The sequence below is a fragment of the Larkinella bovis genome, from assembly GCF_042655385.1.
Taxonomy (GTDB): domain Bacteria; phylum Bacteroidota; class Bacteroidia; order Cytophagales; family Spirosomataceae; genus Larkinella; species Larkinella bovis.
The window spans coordinates 530,779-546,118 of record NZ_JBHSMA010000001.1 but is presented as its reverse complement, the minus strand read 5'-3'; the positions used below and the strand labels follow the sequence as shown (position 1 = coordinate 546,118).

13 protein-coding genes are annotated in these 15,340 nt (G+C 54.0%); 8 read left to right on the top strand and 5 right to left on the bottom strand.

Features of this window, described 5'->3' with window-relative positions:
- Nucleotides 1–110: 110 nt before the first annotated feature.
- The 3 genes from tal to tkt all read right to left on the bottom strand — a co-directional run bounded on the left by tal (nt 111) and on the right by tkt (nt 3,906).
- Entirely contained in the window at nt 111–1,214 is a 1,104-nt protein-coding gene (gene tal / locus ACFPMF_RS02345) for a transaldolase (protein WP_379840821.1), read from the bottom strand.
- Between the two features lie 90 nt (nt 1,215–1,304).
- Nucleotides 1,305–1,748, bottom strand: a complete 444-nt coding sequence (locus ACFPMF_RS02340) for an RpiB/LacA/LacB family sugar-phosphate isomerase (RefSeq protein WP_379840820.1) — start codon at nt 1,746–1,748, stop codon at nt 1,305–1,307.
- A 148-nt stretch (nt 1,749–1,896) separates the two neighbouring features.
- Entirely contained in the window at nt 1,897–3,906 is a 2,010-nt protein-coding gene (gene tkt, locus ACFPMF_RS02335; RefSeq protein ID WP_379840819.1) for a transketolase, read from the bottom strand.
- A 201-nt stretch (nt 3,907–4,107) separates the two neighbouring features.
- Between tkt and ACFPMF_RS02330 the strand changes: the two genes are divergently transcribed.
- From ACFPMF_RS02330 to ACFPMF_RS02315, 4 genes are all read left to right on the top strand, one after another.
- Nucleotides 4,108–6,228: a S9 family peptidase gene (locus ACFPMF_RS02330; RefSeq protein ID WP_379840818.1), complete on the top strand. Its 2,121-nt coding sequence runs from the start codon at nt 4,108–4,110 to the stop codon at nt 6,226–6,228.
- A gap of 82 nt (nt 6,229–6,310) precedes the next feature.
- Entirely contained in the window at nt 6,311–6,640 is a 330-nt protein-coding gene (locus ACFPMF_RS02325) for a DUF4377 domain-containing protein (protein ID WP_379840817.1), read from the top strand.
- A 1-nt stretch (nt 6,641) separates the two neighbouring features.
- Complete coding sequence (locus ACFPMF_RS02320; RefSeq protein ID WP_379840816.1) at nt 6,642–7,295, top strand: hypothetical protein; 654 nt, start codon at nt 6,642–6,644, stop codon at nt 7,293–7,295.
- 53 nt (nt 7,296–7,348) lie between these two features.
- Entirely contained in the window at nt 7,349–8,431 is a 1,083-nt protein-coding gene (locus ACFPMF_RS02315; RefSeq protein WP_379840815.1) for a Gfo/Idh/MocA family protein, read from the top strand.
- Nucleotides 8,432–8,468: 37 nt separating this feature from the next.
- Here the strand turns inward: ACFPMF_RS02315 and ACFPMF_RS02310 are convergent, their stop codons facing one another.
- Nucleotides 8,469–8,813, bottom strand: coding sequence for a peptidoglycan L,D-endopeptidase MepK (locus ACFPMF_RS02310; RefSeq protein ID WP_379840814.1), 345 nt, complete (start codon nt 8,811–8,813; stop codon nt 8,469–8,471).
- Nucleotides 8,814–9,593: 780 nt separating this feature from the next.
- Here ACFPMF_RS02310 and ACFPMF_RS02305 point away from each other — a divergent pair.
- From ACFPMF_RS02305 to ACFPMF_RS02295, 3 genes are read left to right on the top strand one after another with little or no spacing between them, the layout of a single operon-like run.
- Nucleotides 9,594–10,985, top strand: coding sequence for a Kelch repeat-containing protein (locus ACFPMF_RS02305; protein WP_379840813.1), 1,392 nt, complete (start codon nt 9,594–9,596; stop codon nt 10,983–10,985).
- A gap of 6 nt (nt 10,986–10,991) precedes the next feature.
- Nucleotides 10,992–11,510, top strand: coding sequence for a thioredoxin family protein (locus tag ACFPMF_RS02300; protein WP_379840812.1), 519 nt, complete (start codon nt 10,992–10,994; stop codon nt 11,508–11,510).
- Between the two features lie 7 nt (nt 11,511–11,517).
- Nucleotides 11,518–12,309: a hypothetical protein gene (locus ACFPMF_RS02295; protein WP_379840811.1), complete on the top strand. Its 792-nt coding sequence runs from the start codon at nt 11,518–11,520 to the stop codon at nt 12,307–12,309.
- Between the two features lie 87 nt (nt 12,310–12,396).
- Here the strand turns inward: ACFPMF_RS02295 and ACFPMF_RS02290 are convergent, their stop codons facing one another.
- Nucleotides 12,397–13,692, bottom strand: coding sequence for an aminopeptidase P family protein (locus ACFPMF_RS02290; RefSeq protein WP_379840810.1), 1,296 nt, complete (start codon nt 13,690–13,692; stop codon nt 12,397–12,399).
- A 118-nt stretch (nt 13,693–13,810) separates the two neighbouring features.
- On the opposite strand from ACFPMF_RS02290, the gene ACFPMF_RS02285 reads away from it, so the two are divergent.
- Nucleotides 13,811–15,316: a S8 family serine peptidase gene (locus tag ACFPMF_RS02285; protein WP_379842737.1), complete on the top strand. Its 1,506-nt coding sequence runs from the start codon at nt 13,811–13,813 to the stop codon at nt 15,314–15,316.
- The last annotated feature ends 24 nt before the right edge of the window (nt 15,317–15,340 follow it).

Genomic DNA, 15,340 nt, shown 5'->3' with positions numbered 1-15,340 from the left:
TTTCAGCGGCTGACGCATTCAATCTAAACTTGCGTCAGTCCCGGCAGAAAACCGCCCCGAAGCGTCGGCCCGGCGTAAACCGAAAACGGAATACCGACCACCGACTGCCGTTACACAGCTTCCAGCGCTTTTTTCTGGGCGTTAATGGCCGCGAGGAGTTTGTCGTACGGCTTGTTGAATTTGTCGATGCCTTCGTCTTCCAGCTTCTGGGTGATGGCGTCGAGGTCGATGCCACCGGTTTTGAGTTTTTCCAGAATGGCCGTCGCCTGGTCCAGATTTGTTTCCAGCCGGTTTTCGGCCACGCCGTGATCCCGGAAGGCTTCCAGTGTTTCCATCGGGACGGTATCGACGGTTTCGGGACCGATCAGTTCCTCCACGTATTTGGTGTCGGGAATCGCCGGATTTTTGCTGCTGGTGCTGGCCCAGAGCAGGCGTTGCGGTTTGGCTCCTTTTTCTTTCAGCTTCGCAAACCGTTCGCTGCCAAACACGCGTTTGTAAATTTCGTAGGCTTTGCGAGCCGAAGCAATGGCCACTTCGCCTTTCAGGTCACCGAGTCCCTTTTCGTCCAGCAGCGGGTCCACCATGACGTCGATCCGGCTCAGGAAGAAACTCGCAACCGACGCAATGCCGTCGATGGGCTGGCCAGCCGCCAGGCGGGCTTCCAGGCCCGAAATGTAGGCATCCGTTACGGCTTCGTACCGATCGAGCCCGAACAGCAGGGTTACGTTAACGTTGATGCCTTCGCTGATGGCGGTCTGGATGGCGGCCAAACCGGGTTCAGTTCCCGGAATTTTGATCATCACATTGTCGCGATCCACGGCTTTCCAGAGTTCGCGGGCCTGGTTGATGGTGCCCTCCGTATCCAGCGCCAGGTGCGGTGATACTTCCAGACTAACGTAGCCATCGGCACCCCGAATTTCTTCTTCGTAGACGGGTTTAAACAAATCAGCCGCCCGCTGTATATCGCTGACGGCCAGTCCGTAAAATATTTCCTCGTCGGTTTTATCTTCTTTTGCCAGTTTTTTGATGTCCTCATCGTAATCAGAACTGCTGCTGATGGCTTTTTCGAAAATCGCCGGGTTCGACGTAATGCCCCGAACACCGTCTTCATCGATCAGTTTTTGCAGTTCGCCGGAATCCATAATTTTCCGGTCAATAAAGTCCAGCCAGATGCTCTGGCCAAAGTTGTGAATCTGTTTTACGCGGTTTGCCATATTTCGTTTAACGTTTAAGAGGTAAGGTTTAAGGGTAACGATCCGGTTTTCAGCAAAAAAGCCTAAACCGTTAGCCTTAAACGGGAAGAGTTATTTTTCTAATTCAAGCACTTTATGCAATCGCCGGAGGTGTCGTTCGGCACCGCTGAACCGGGCTTCCAGAAAGGCTTTCACGAACTCTTCGGCGACCCGATTTCCTGTAATACGTCCGCCGAGGCAAATTAAGTTCATATCATCGTCTTCTACACCCTGATGCGCCGAAAAATGGTCGTTAATCAAGGCCGCCCGTACGCCCGGGATCTTATTGGCAACAATGGCCGCTCCGACACCGCTCCCGCAAACCGCCACGCCCCGCTCAACCTCACGGCCGGAAACCGCCCGCGCCAGCGGAATGATTTTATCGGGGTAGTCGTCCGTGCTTTCGTAGTCGTGCGCTCCAAAATCGACCACCTCGTAGCCCAGGCCGGTCAGAAACGACTTGAGCGTTTCCTTGAGTTCAAACCCGCCATGATCGGCGGCAATGCCTATTTTCATACGGTTTTCAGTTTATGGTATACGCTTTTCGGTATACGGTTTTCAGTTTACGCCGGGCCGACGCTTCGGGGCGGTTCCCCGCCGGAACTGACGCATACCTGGGAAAGAACGCGTTAGCCACCGAATACTGTAAACTGAAAACCGTTTCCTATCGGACCAACGCCTTTGCCCGGTTCACGATGTTTTCCACCGTGAAGCCGAACTTTTTGAACAGGTCGCCCGCCGGGGCCGATTCACCAAAGGACGTCATGCCCAGAATATCGCCTTCGTCGCCGACGTATTTATACCAGCCCAACACCGCACCGGCTTCCACCGCCAGCCGTTTTTTCACCACTTTCGGGAAAACCGTCTCCTTGTAAGACGCATCCTGCCGGTCGAACAGTTCCCAGGAAGGCATACTAACCACCCGGGCGGCAATCGACTCGTTTCGGAGCTGCTCCTGTGCCTGCAACAACAACGAAACTTCCGATCCGGTGCCCATTAGAATTACCTCCGGTTTTTTTTCGGAATCCGACAGAATATAGGCGCCCTTTTCGAGGTCCGTCGCCGGGGCATATTTTTCCTGATCGATGACCGGCAAGCCCTGCCGGGTCAGGATGAGGGCCACCGGTCCGCCCGGGTGTTCGATGGCCACCCGCCAGGCCTGGGCGGTTTCGTTGGCATCCGCCGGACGAATCACCACCAGATTCGGAATGGCCCGCAACGCCATCAGATGCTCAATCGGCTGGTGGGTCGTACCGTCTTCGCCCAAACCGATGCTGTCGTGGGTAAAAATAAAAACCGGTCGGATTTTCATGATAGCGGCCAGCCGGATCGTGGGACGCAGGTAATCGGAAAAAACCAGGAAGGTCGCCCCGTACGGGATAATGCCTTTCGTCACCGCCAGGCCGTTCAGAATCGCGCCCATGGCGTGTTCCCGAATCCCGAAATGAAAAATCCGGCCCGCCCGGTTTTCGGGAGAAAACGACTGGTACTTCTTCAAATCCGTATCCGTCGACGGCGACAAATCCGCCGACCCGCCGATCAGGTGCGGCAGGTCATCGGCAATGGTGTTCAGGACTTTACCGGACGCTTTCCGGGTCGCGATCTTTTCGTCGGTGGCCGCGAAAACCGGGATCTTTTTCGCCCAGCCTTTGGGCAGTTTTCCGTTGCTGACCCACTCGTACTCTTCCGCCAGTTCAGGATACTTCGCTTTGTAGGCTTTGTACAGATCGTTCCACGTTTCTTCTTTCTTCGCCCGCTCCTTCCCGATTTCGCGGTAATAGTGCAACACACCGGCGGGTACAACAAACGATTTGTCGGGGTCAAACCCGAATCGCTCCTTCACAAGCCGAACTTCCGCTTCACCCAGGGGCGACCCGTGCGCGTCGGCAGTGTCGGCCTTGTTCGGACTGCCGTAGCCGATATGCGTCCGAACCTTGATGAGCGAGGGGCGGGTGGTTTCTTCCTGTGCGGCTTTCACGGCCTGGTACAGGGCTTCCAGATCGTTGCCGTCGGGGACTACCTGCACGTGCCAGCCGTACGACTGAAACCGCTGGGCGACATCTTCCGTGAACGTCAGATCGGTGCTGCCTTCGATGGAAATATGGTTATCGTCGTAGAAATAAATCAGGTTGCCCAGCTTCAGATGCCCCGCCAGCGACGCGGCTTCGGACGTAATGCCTTCCATCATGTCGCCGTCGCTGCACAGGGCGTAAATTTTATAATCGAACAGCGGAAAATCCGGCTGGTTGTAGCGAGCTGCCAGATGGTATTGCCCAATCGCAAAACCGACGCCATTGGCAAAACCCTGCCCCAGCGGCCCCGTCGTAATCTCGATTCCTTTCGACAAACCGTATTCCGGATGGCCGGGCGTCTGGCTGTCCAGTTGTCGAAATTGCTTCAGATCATCCAGGCTGAGGTCATACCCCGTCAGGTAGAGGTAGCAATATTGCAGCATGCAACCGTGTCCCGCCGACAGAATAAACCGGTCGCGATTGGGCCAGTCCGGGTTTTTCGGACTGTAATGCATGGCCTCGGTCCAGAGCAGATGCCCGATCGGAGCCGCGCCCATTGGTAAACCGGGATGGCCCGAATTGGCTTTTTGCACGGCGTCGGCCGCCAATACCCGTACGGTATTGATGCTCAATTGCTCAATGGATTGGGTTGTGGTTTTCATGAGTAATGAAGCTCAGAAGTAAACTTGGTTAACCGTGTCTGGAAAGGTTTGTTCGACATCAAAAAGTTATTTCGCAGAGTGCAGCGGAGTTAATCAGAGCTTATCAGCGAAATTTTTGCTCCGCTAAACTTGAATTTACTCCGCCGAGCTCTGCGAAACAGTTCTGATTTCGTATTTTCAAGCAAATGAATACAACTTCTCATGAAAAAACTTCTCCTCGTTTACCTGATTACAGGCCTCTTTTTGCTCAATCGCCACCCCAGCCCGGCGCAATCGTTCCCGCTGGAAGCCGTACGGAGTTACCCTTTCCCTTCCGATTTAACCGCTTCCGCTCAGGGGTCGAAGATTGCCTGGGTAGTCAACGACCAGGGCAGGCGCAACATCTATATCGCTGAAGGACCGGAATTTACGCCCCGAAAACTAACGAATTACACCAGCGACGATGGGCAGGAAATTTCCAGCCTTTCGATTTCGGCGGATGGCAGGTGGGTGGTTTACGTGCGCGGGGGCGACCACGGTTCCAACTGGGACGATGCCCTGCCGGTCAACACCTCCTCCTCCCCCGTTCCGATCAAGGTGCAGGTCTGGCGTGTACCCTTCGTGGGTGGTGAACCCAAAGCGTTATCGGAAGGGGATGAACCTGTGATTTCGCCCAGCAACGATCGGGTCGCCTTCGTGAAAAACCATCAGATCTGGTCAGCACCGATCGACGGTTCTGCCGCAGCCCAAAACCTGTTCACGGCCCGGGGCGAAAATGGCTCGCTGCAATGGTCGCCCGACGGTTCCCGACTCGCCTTTGTTTCCAGCCGGGGCGATCATGCCTTTGTCGGCATTTTCACCCATGCCGAAACGCCCATTCAATGGCTGGCTCCGTCCTTTTCGCGGGATCGCTCCCCGCGCTGGTCGCCCGATGGCACGAAAATCGTCTTCGTCCGCACCCCCGGTTCCGGGGGTGCCCCGGATTCGCTCCTGAGTCGCAGACACCAGCCCTGGTCGATCTGGACGGCGGATATCGCCACCGGAAAAGCCAGCCCAATCTGGCAGGCTCCCAAAACCCTGGCCGGGTCGGTACCAACGACACATGGCGGTTTTAACCTCCACTGGGCGGCTGGCGACCGCATTGTTTTTCTGTCGTATCAGGACGGCTGGCCGCATTTGTATTCGATGCCTTCGACCGGCGGGAACCCATTGTTGCTGACCCCCGGTTCGTTCATGGCTGAGCACATCCAACTGAGTACCGACCGCAAATGGCTGGTTTTTAGCGGCAATACCGGCCCCGACCAATTCGATATTGACCGTCGGCATGTCGTCCGCGTGGCGGTGGATAAAGCCGGAGCTGAAGTGCTGACACCGGGCGTTGGCCTGGAATGGACGCCGGTGATCACGGGCGATGGGGCGAACATTGCCTTCCTGAGTGCCACCGCCCAGCGTCCGCCCCTCCCCGCCCTGATGCCGTTTGCAAAGGGAGCAGCAAAGCTCCTGGGCCAAAACCTGATTCCTGCCAATTTTCCAACCAGCCAACTGGTGACGCCCAGACCGGTCACTTTCAAAGCCGCCGATGGGGTGACGGTGTATGGACAACTCTTTGAACCGGCCAACGGAACGGGTAAAAAACCCGCCATTATTTACATTCACGGTGGCCCGTCGCGGCAGATGCAGCTGGGCTGGAATTATTCGGATTATTATTCCAATGCCTACGCCTACAATCAGTACCTGGTGAGTCAGGGGTTTGCGGTTTTGTCGGTCAACTACCGGCTGGGCATCGGCTACGGGTATGCGTTTCACCAACCGGCCAACGGCGGACCCGCCGGAGGAGCTGAGTATCAGGATATCAAGGCTGCGGGCGAATGGCTGGCCAAACAGCCGCAGATCGACGCCAGCCGGATCGGGGTTTACGGGGGATCCTACGGTGGCTACCTGACCGCCATGGCCCTGGCCCGCGATTCCAGATTGTTTGCTGCGGGGGTGGACATTCATGGCGTTCACAACTGGACCACCAGCCGAACTGCGCCCGCATCCAACCCGGCCGAACCTATTCCGGATGCCGAGCGGGCGGCCAACGTGGCCTGGGCGTCATCGCCGGTTTCGTCCATCCAGACCTGGACTTCCCCGGTGCTGATCATCCACGGCGACGATGACCGCAACGTCCGGTTCAATCAAAGTACGGATCTGGTCAGGCGCCTGGAAGCCCGGGGCGTCCCGCTGGAAACACTGGTCATTCCCGACGATACGCACCACTGGATGAGCCACGCCAACGCCCTGAAAGTCGGACAGGCCACGGCGGATTTTTTCAAACGAAAACTCCTGAAACGGGAGCCGTAAATTTCTGGCGGTTTTCAGGCCGTCCGTTGCAACGAATTTGATTTAAAACAGGTCTGTATAGTTTCAACCTTTGGCCTTATTCATGAAATCATCTCTTCGTTACGGCACCTTATTGTTGCTTTTGCTCTTCGGGGCTTGCGACAAATGGCAGGTTAAGCCGGATTTAATTACCATGCAGATTGCGGATCATCAGGAAGATTGCATGGGGGTGTTCCAGCAGCGGTGCCTGTTGGTCAAGATCGATGAAGAGACCAACTGGGGTTACTTTTACAGCGGGATCGACGGTTTTACGTACGAGGAAGGGTACGAATACCGGCTCATCGTACGCCGGGAACCGGTTAAAAATCCACCCCAGGATGCGTCTTCCATCCGGTATATTCTGGTAAACATCGTCGAAAAAAGAAAAATCTGATATGCAATTTCGTTTACTCTTTCTGTTCCTAATGACAGCCACGAGTCAGGTATTCGCCCAGAACTGGCAGGGTCAAATCGGCACCAACCTGGCGACCTTACCCGGTCGCTCCCTGGAAATTACGTCGGCCTGGAGCCCCAGGCTGGATCGCTGGGCGATTACGGTAAATGCCGGTTATACCCATCAGAATTCGTTCGGCGGTTTCCGCAGCGGGTTTGCCTGTGACTGCGGAGTCGACGACCTGAAAACGTCGGGCGCTTTCGTCAAAGTGGGGTACAAACGCGATCTGATTCGCAGCAACGATCGCCTGACCAAACTTGGCTTACCCATCGGACTTAGTCTGATTGGTTCACAATACCGTCAGGAAGGCACCATTGAATCCTTCGGTACGGGTGAATCGGTGTATCGCCCACATTCGGCAGACGGTTTTCTGGGGGGCTTGGGGATCACGGCGGCCCTGAACATCCGGTTTTCGTCGCGCTGGAACCTCGACTTGGGCGTACAGAAATTCGTTGGTTTTCAGAAACGGACGGATTATTTCCTCTTCGATTCCTATATATCGCACCAGCCCGGTGTGGGCCTGACCGACTGGAAAAATTTCTGGCCTGGTTTGCAGGGAATCGTCGGTTTGAACTACCGACTGGGACGCCGGTAATTTTTTTTATTCCGTTTCCTGTCCCAACTTGCCGTCTTTAACGTAAATTTTCCATGTCAACACTTCATTCTACGGTGCGGGTGCTCGTTGTCGGTTGCGGCAACATGGGCGCTTCGCACGCTATAGCGTACGCCAATACCGATGGTTTTGAAATCTGCGGTATTGTATCCACCGGCAAAAGCAAGGAAGTCCTGAACGAAAAACTCGGGGGTGGTTACCCGCTTTTCAACGACCTTACCACCGCCCTGCAGGAAACCAAACCGGACGCGGTCTGTATTTCGACCTATCCCGACACCCACGAAGCCTTTGCCATTCAGTCGCTCGAAAGCGGTTGTCACGTCTTTATTGAAAAACCGCTGGCCGATACCGTCGAAGGAGCGCAGCGCGTCGTGGCGGCCTCCGAGAAAGCCGGAAAAAAAGTGGTGGTTGGGTACATTCTGCGCCACCATCCGTCCTGGGAAAAATTTGTGGAAGTGGCGCAGGGACTGGGTCGCCCGCTGGTGATGCGGATGAACCTGAACCAGCAAAGCCACGGTTATATGTGGACGGTTCACCGGAATCTGATGAAGAGCCTCAGCCCGATCGTCGATTGCGGGGTGCATTACATTGATGTGATGTGCCAGATGACGCGTTCAAAACCGGTACAGGTCAACGCCATCGGGGCCCGGCTGACGGAAGAGATTCCGGCGGGGAATTATAACTACGGCCAGTTGCAAATCCGGTTTGAAGACGGTTCGGTCGGCTGGTACGAAGCGGGCTGGGGGCCGATGATGAGCGAAACCGCCTTTTTTGTGAAGGACGTGATCGGGCCGAAAGGCTGCGTTTCCATTGTCGCCAAGAACGCGGGCGGAGCCGGCAAATCCGACAATGTGGATGCGCACACCAAGACCGAATCGCTCCGGGTGCACTACGCCCAGCTGGACGAAAACGATCAGTTTACACAGGAAGACACCTGGATCGATATGCAGGACGAACCGGACCACCAGGAGTTGTGCAACCGCGAACAACGGTATTTCCTGAAAGCCATCCGCGAAAACGTCGATTTGACCGACCATTTGCAGGATGCCGTCAACAGCCTTCGCATTGCGTTTGCCTGCGATGAGTCCGTCAAAACCGGGCAGCCGGTGATGCTGTAAAAAGCCATCCTCAACGTGGCGTAAAATGCCGGTGGGATCAATAATTCCACCGGCGTTTTTTTCCCGCCACATCAAAATGGACCATTTGTGGCGCGGACCTAAAATACGTTCCAATCCCGCCCGCCAGGGCAGGATTCCGGCGGTCCATTTTCTCTAACGTCTGAACAATGAGTTCAACATCTTCTCGATTGCTTTTCCCATCTCCATTGACATCGAACACATCGATATCGATTGCCTGTCCAACCTGATGGACACTCTTTTTGGCCGCGAGCGGGGTTAATTGATTGAGCCAGTGTGGACGATAGCCGGAAATGATCATATAATTCGGTTTCAATCCTTTTCCCGTCAGTTCGTTTGCCAAAAGCCGTTCTTTTTCTTTCACAAACGGCGAGAGGGAATGGTACATAATCCCGAAATAAGATGCGAGAATAAAAAGGACAATTCCCAGGACAATAGCTATCCGCTTCATCAAATACCCTTTCAGGAGGTATACACGCTTCGTATCGTTCCATTTTAGAACAGGCCAACCCGCGACTCCTTGCGCTGTTTAAATCAATGGCATCGCCCAATTCAGAAGTCTGACCGGGCAATGCCATAAAAATCATAACCGTCTACAGTATCTTTAGTACAAGGTGATCAATAAAAAGAATCTTCTACAGAAATCTTTAAGTATCGCACGGTTACGGTAATCTTACTAGTAGAAACAAATAACGATATAGGACAGAATTATAAGAAATAGGACAGAGTTACAAGAAATGGATGATTGCATAAACGCTTACCAGACTTTTTTGCCAACCATTCCGGTTGAAGGCTAACTTCACCGCTTCGCTGGATCCGGATGCAGTTACAAAGACTTCGGTTGAACTGCGCCCATTCACGGTATACCTTACCTTGTAGTTGTACATAGAACAAAATAAAAACCTTTCATCATCTATACGCTTTGACACTGTAAACATTCGGAAAATGTACCTTCTACCCAATTAAAAATCTGTGATTTACGTTCCTCACACAGTATCCACCAATTTTCGCCTTGTTTAGAAAATGGTTAAGTTTGTGACTTTCAAGTAATCCTGTTCTAATGTATTCTGGCAACAGCTGGTTGTTGATGGCTCCGAAACCGATCGTATTCTGGCTTTGCCTTCTGCTGGCAAACCCCCTCCTGATGACAAAAAACTATGCGGTTTCACTCGTATGGTCGGACGAACGTACGGGGCAGCTGTACCGGATTGATACCGAACGAAAAATTCTGGAGGTGGAAACGCCTGCCGGGGCCTGGCAATGGATGGGCGAAGTTACCCTGAAGGGGGTCGACAGCCGGGATTTTCCGCCTACCACACGGGTAATGGGCTTCGGCAAAAGCCCGCAGCAGCGGTATTTAACGATTGACTGTACGGGCCAGGTGTATCAGTTCGACTTCCGAAACCGGACGCTCGAACGCCTGGATCACACCTTTTTCCGGGGATTCAACTGCCATTCGACCACCTTCATGCGGAACGATACCCTGTATAGTTTCGGCGGGTACGGTTTCTGGCACACCAATAACCTGATCACTTATTACCGCGCCGGAAAAAGCGAGTGGGAAAGCATTCCGCCCCAAACCGACGGGCCGCGCTCGCTGTATGCAGGCTTAAATGGCTACCTCCCCGAAACCGACTCGTATTTCTCAACGCTCAACTTTTGCCACAATGACGCGGAGCAGGCCGGTGCCACGACGTATGATTTTGACGTGTATGCGTTTTCGTTCCCGAACAAACAGTGGCGAAAACTGGGCCGGGTGACGGAAGCGGTTCGGGAGCGGCTGCCCCAACAGCTGGATAATGGGGTGGCATTTTTCTTTTCGGGCCGGTATTTTATCGTGAGCCATCACGCCAGTCCCGCCACGAAACTCTTTCTGATCGACCCGGTTCTGAACCAGTGTCGGGTTTGGGAAGATACCCACCGGCGGTTTTTGCGCCAGCCTGCCAATACCGATTCCGATCGCTACCAGTACTACATCCGAAACGACACGTTACACCATTACCTTTTTAACGGGAATGAGGCCACCCCCAAAGGATTGCCGCAGCGCGTAGCGGTTGCGCAGCTCTGGCAGGAAGCCTCCCCTATTGGGGCCTTTTATACGGAAAACGCAACGGATTATACGACGCTATCCCTGTTGGTGCTGGCATTAACCGCAACGGGTCTGGCGGTTTTCTACCTCTATCACCGCAAAAATAGCCGGGTTGCCTCCGCCGAAGCCGAATTACCGGACTTATCCGACCTGACGCAACTGGAACAGGACTTGCTGGACGGTTTGATGCGGGCTACCCATTCGGGCGGTTTATCCGCGGAACAAGTGAATGAACTGCTGCAAATTTCGGACAAATCCCTCGATAACCAGCGCCGGATTCGTGCCGACACAATCCAGAAACTAAATTTGAAACTCAAATACGCCTTAAACCTGGACAACGGGATCGAAAAAACGCCCTCAGCCGTCGACCGTCGCATGGCTCTCTACGTGCTGAAAGAAGAGGCCGCCCGAAAATATACCCTTTCATCAACGCCCAAAACCAACTAATCCCGTATGAAAACGACCCTTTTCGCCTTTTTGCTGCTCCTCGGCGGCTTTTCTGCGGCACTTGCCCAGGAGCCCCCAAAACCGGCCGCTCCGAAAATCTACAACCCGCAAGCCAATGCGCAGCAGGACATCAAAAACGCGGTGACCAAAGCGGCCAGGGAAGGCAAGCATGTGTTGGTGCAAATCGGCGGCAACTGGTGTTCGTGGTGCATCAGGTTTCATCAGCTGGTTCATTCGGACACGACTCTAAACCGGCTGCTTCACGACAACTACGAGATGCTGCTGGTCAACTACAGCCCGGAGAACAAGAATGAGGAAACGCTGGCCCAATTGGGGTACCCGCAACGGTTTGGCTTCCCGGTATTTGTGGTACTCGATGGCCAAGGAAACCGGCTCCACACCCAGAATTCGGCGTACCTGGAGGAAGGCAAAGGCCACAGTCCAAAGCAGGTTGCCGAGTTTTTTCAGCAGTGGTCGCCCAAAGCGCTCGACCCCAAATCCTATCTCCCGAAAAAAAACCAGTAATTCGCTCATGCGGCAAGGTGCCTTTTTCCTGGTGACGGTTTTTCTAACCATTCATGCGGTTTTTGCGCAGCAGGCGCATGAAATCCGGCGGTTTCAGTTGAAGGAAGTAAAACAGGGCGTTGCCGTCGACGCCAGCCATTTTTACGTCATTAACAACACCTCGCTGACGAAACACACGAAAACCGATGGCAAACCAGTCGCCGTCTGGCGCGACACCACCGGCTTGCTGAAACACCTGAACAGTGGCGTGGTGCTCGATGGCAAGCTGTATTGCGTGCATTCCAATTACCCGGAAGTGCCGATGCTGAGTTCGATCGAAATTTTCGATACGCGGACGCTGCACCCTATCGGGACCCACAGTTTGGGGATGTTGCCGGGCTCGGCCACCTGGGCCGATTTCTACCAGGGCTATTGGTGGGTCGCTTTTGCCAACTATTCCAACAAATCGTCCGCTGAGGGGCGGGACAATCGCTGGACAATGCTGGTCAAATTTTCCAAAAACTGGGAACGTCTCGAATCCTGGGCGTTTCCGCCGACGGTCCTGCAGGCTTTCGCTCCCATGAGCACCTCCGGCGGCACCTGGGGCAAAGACGGTTTGATCTATTGCACTGGCCACGACAAACCGGAATTGTACGTCCTGAAGCTTCCGGATCGCGGTTCGACCCTGCAATACCTCAAAACCATCCCGACCGTCAGCGAAGGCCAGGCCTTTGCCATCGACCGCAGTGTGAAGGACAAAACCGTCCTCTACGGCATTACGCGGAATGACAATTTCGTGATTGTTTCGGAAGTGAAATAGTGTCGTTTAAGGTTTGAAGTTTAACGTTTAAAGTATTTAGCTGACAGCTGATCGAGATTACCACGTTAAACTTCAAACCTTAAACGATCAGCTATTCATCAACTCCTCGATTTCCTCGATTTCCAGCGGGATGGAGTCCATAAGGTCAATGTTGCCGGTTTCGGTGATCAGGATGTTGTTTTCGAGCCGGATGCCCAGCCCTTCCTCGCGAATGTAAATACCCGGTTCGCAGGTGAACACCATACCGGGTTCAAATTTGCGATACTTATTGCCGACATCGTGTACGTCCAGCCCCAGAAAGTGCGAGGTGCCGTGCATGAAATATTTCCGGTACAACGGATTATCCGGGTCCTGTTTCGCGACATCGTTCTTGTCGAGCAGCCCCAGCCCGATCAGCTGCGACTCCATGATTTTCCCGACTTCCTTGTGGTAATCGTCCCACACATTGCCCGGTACGAGCAGCTTTTTCGCTTCCTTCATCACGTGCAAAACCGCCTGGTAAACCGCCTTTTGCCGGTCCGAAAACCGCCCGTTCACCGGGATGCTCCGGGTGAGGTCGGCATTGTAATTGCCGTATTCGGCCGCCACATCCAGCAGAATGATATCCCCGTCCCGGCATTGCCGGTTATTCTCGACGTAATGCAGCACGCAGGCATTTGCGCCGGACGCGATAATCGGGGTGTACGCAAACCCCTGGGAACGCTGACGGACAAACTCGTGCAGCAGTTCCGCTTCGATTTCGTACTCCCAAACGCCCGGTTTCACAAACTTCAGCAAGCGCCGGAAACCGTCTTCCGTAATCCGGACGGCTTCTTTCAGTAAATCCACTTCAACCGGCTGTTTGATGGCCCGCAGGTGGTGCATGAGGGGCGCCAGACGCTGGTACTGATGCAGCGGATACTTTTCCCTGAACTGACGGATCATCCGCACATCACGGGTTTCCACTTCGGACGAATTGCGGGTATGTTCGTTGGTATTCAGGTAGATATGCTCCGCTTCGAAAACCATCTGGATAAACACCCGCTCGAATTCGTGCGTCCAGAAGATCGACTTTTTCGAAATTCCTGACGTTTGTTCCGCTTCCTCTTTGGTCAGTTTATGGCCTTCCCAGATCTCGATCATTTCGCTGGTTTCCCGCAGGAACAGAACCTCCCGAAACCGCTCGTCCGGATGGTCGGGGAACAGCACCAGCATCGTTTCTTCCTGATCGACACCGGAGAGGTAAAACAGATCACTGCTCTGGCGAAACCCCATCGTCCCGTCGGCGTTGGTCGGCATGATGTCGTTGGCGTTCAGCACCACCACCGACCGGGGTTTCAATAAAACCGACAGACGGCGCCGGTTGGTCACAAACAATTCATTGGCAATGGCGGTATACTTCATACTGTAGAGGGGTCAAAAGGACAACCATTCGGTAATGTCATGATCATTTTGTACTTTAATGCCTAAAATTGATGCTTTCGTTTCAATGAAAAAAATTGTTCCGCTTCTTTTTGGGATAATGGTCTTCTGGGCCGGTATCGCAACGGCTCAATCCAAGTACTGGATCACCCTGAAGGATAAGCCATCTACCCAAAAACCGTCTCTTTCTCCTTCCACCCTCTCCAACCGGCAGTCGATGGGGCTTTCCGTCGACGAAACCGATTTTCCGCTCAATCCGACCTATTTGCGGGAATTAACCAACAAAGGGATTCAGCCCCTTTTTCAGTCGCGCTGGCTCAATGCGGTTTCGGCCGAGCTGACGCCCACTCAGGTTGACCGGGTCAAGGCAATGCCTTTCGTGAAAGAACTGGTTCCGATTGATCAGCGGATCGTGATCAATAGCCTCAATCACGAGGTTACAAAAGTATTGATGGCCCCGGTCATGTCACAAATTCAGGCGGATGTTTTCGGACGGGCGGGATTGTCGGCTAAAAATGTCACAATTGGTGTCATCGATGCCGGTTATTTCGGCGCCGATTCCGCCAGTGCCCTGAAGCATATCTTTCACCGCAACGGCATCAAGGCCGTTCGCGATTATGTCAATCCGGCGCGGTCGCGCGATGCTTTTTTTGGGTCGCTCGAAACCCTTTCCGATTTTCACGGTACGGAAGTGATGGCCGCCATTGCAGGCCACGATCCAAACGAAAATATTCAGTACGGGCTGGCGACCGACGCCACGTTTTACCTCGCCCGGACCGACCACGGTGCCCGCGAATTCCGGGGGGAAGAAGACAACTGGATTGCCGCCATGGAATGGATGGATAGCCTGGGCGTTCGGATTATTAATACGTCCCTGGGGTACGCCAAGGGCTTCACCAACCCGAAAGAAAACTACCAGCCCAGTCAGATGGATGGTCACACGAGCCTCATCAGCAAAGCGGCCCAACTGGCGGCCGATAAAAAAGGAATTCTGATTATCGTATCGGCGGGCAACGAGGGCGATGATCGTTCCTGGCGGATCATCTCCACCCCCGCCGATGCGGAGGGCGTTCTGGCCGTGGGGGCCACCAACAGCAAAATCTGGAACCGTATTGGCTACAGCAGTATTGGGCCCGAGTTCCTGTCTTACCTCAAACCGAATGTATCCTGTTTTTCGTTGTACGGCACTTCGCTTTCAGCCCCGGTTATTACCGGTTTTGCGGCTTGCCTGATGCAGGCCAATCCAAAACTGACCAACAAGGAACTGATTCATATCATCGAAAAATCGTCACACCTGTACCCCTACGGCAATAATTACATCGGGTATGGCGTCCCGCAGGCGTCGCGGGCGTTGGCGCTGGCCAAAGGCCAAACCGGCGTATCGACGGCGCGTTCCCTTAAAGCGACCGGCAAAACGTATTCCCTGCCGTTGCCCGACTACACGGAAGCCTCCGTTTCGGTCTTTCACAAGAAGGATGATTTCCGGGTATTGCAACAGGAATCCGTGCGGGTTCAGAACGGAACCCTCGTGCTCCGCCGGAATCACGATGAAAAGCGTACGACGGTCGATTTGAAGAAGGAAGTCGTCGAAATTATCTGGCAATAAGGCATGCCCACGGCTCAGGCCGTG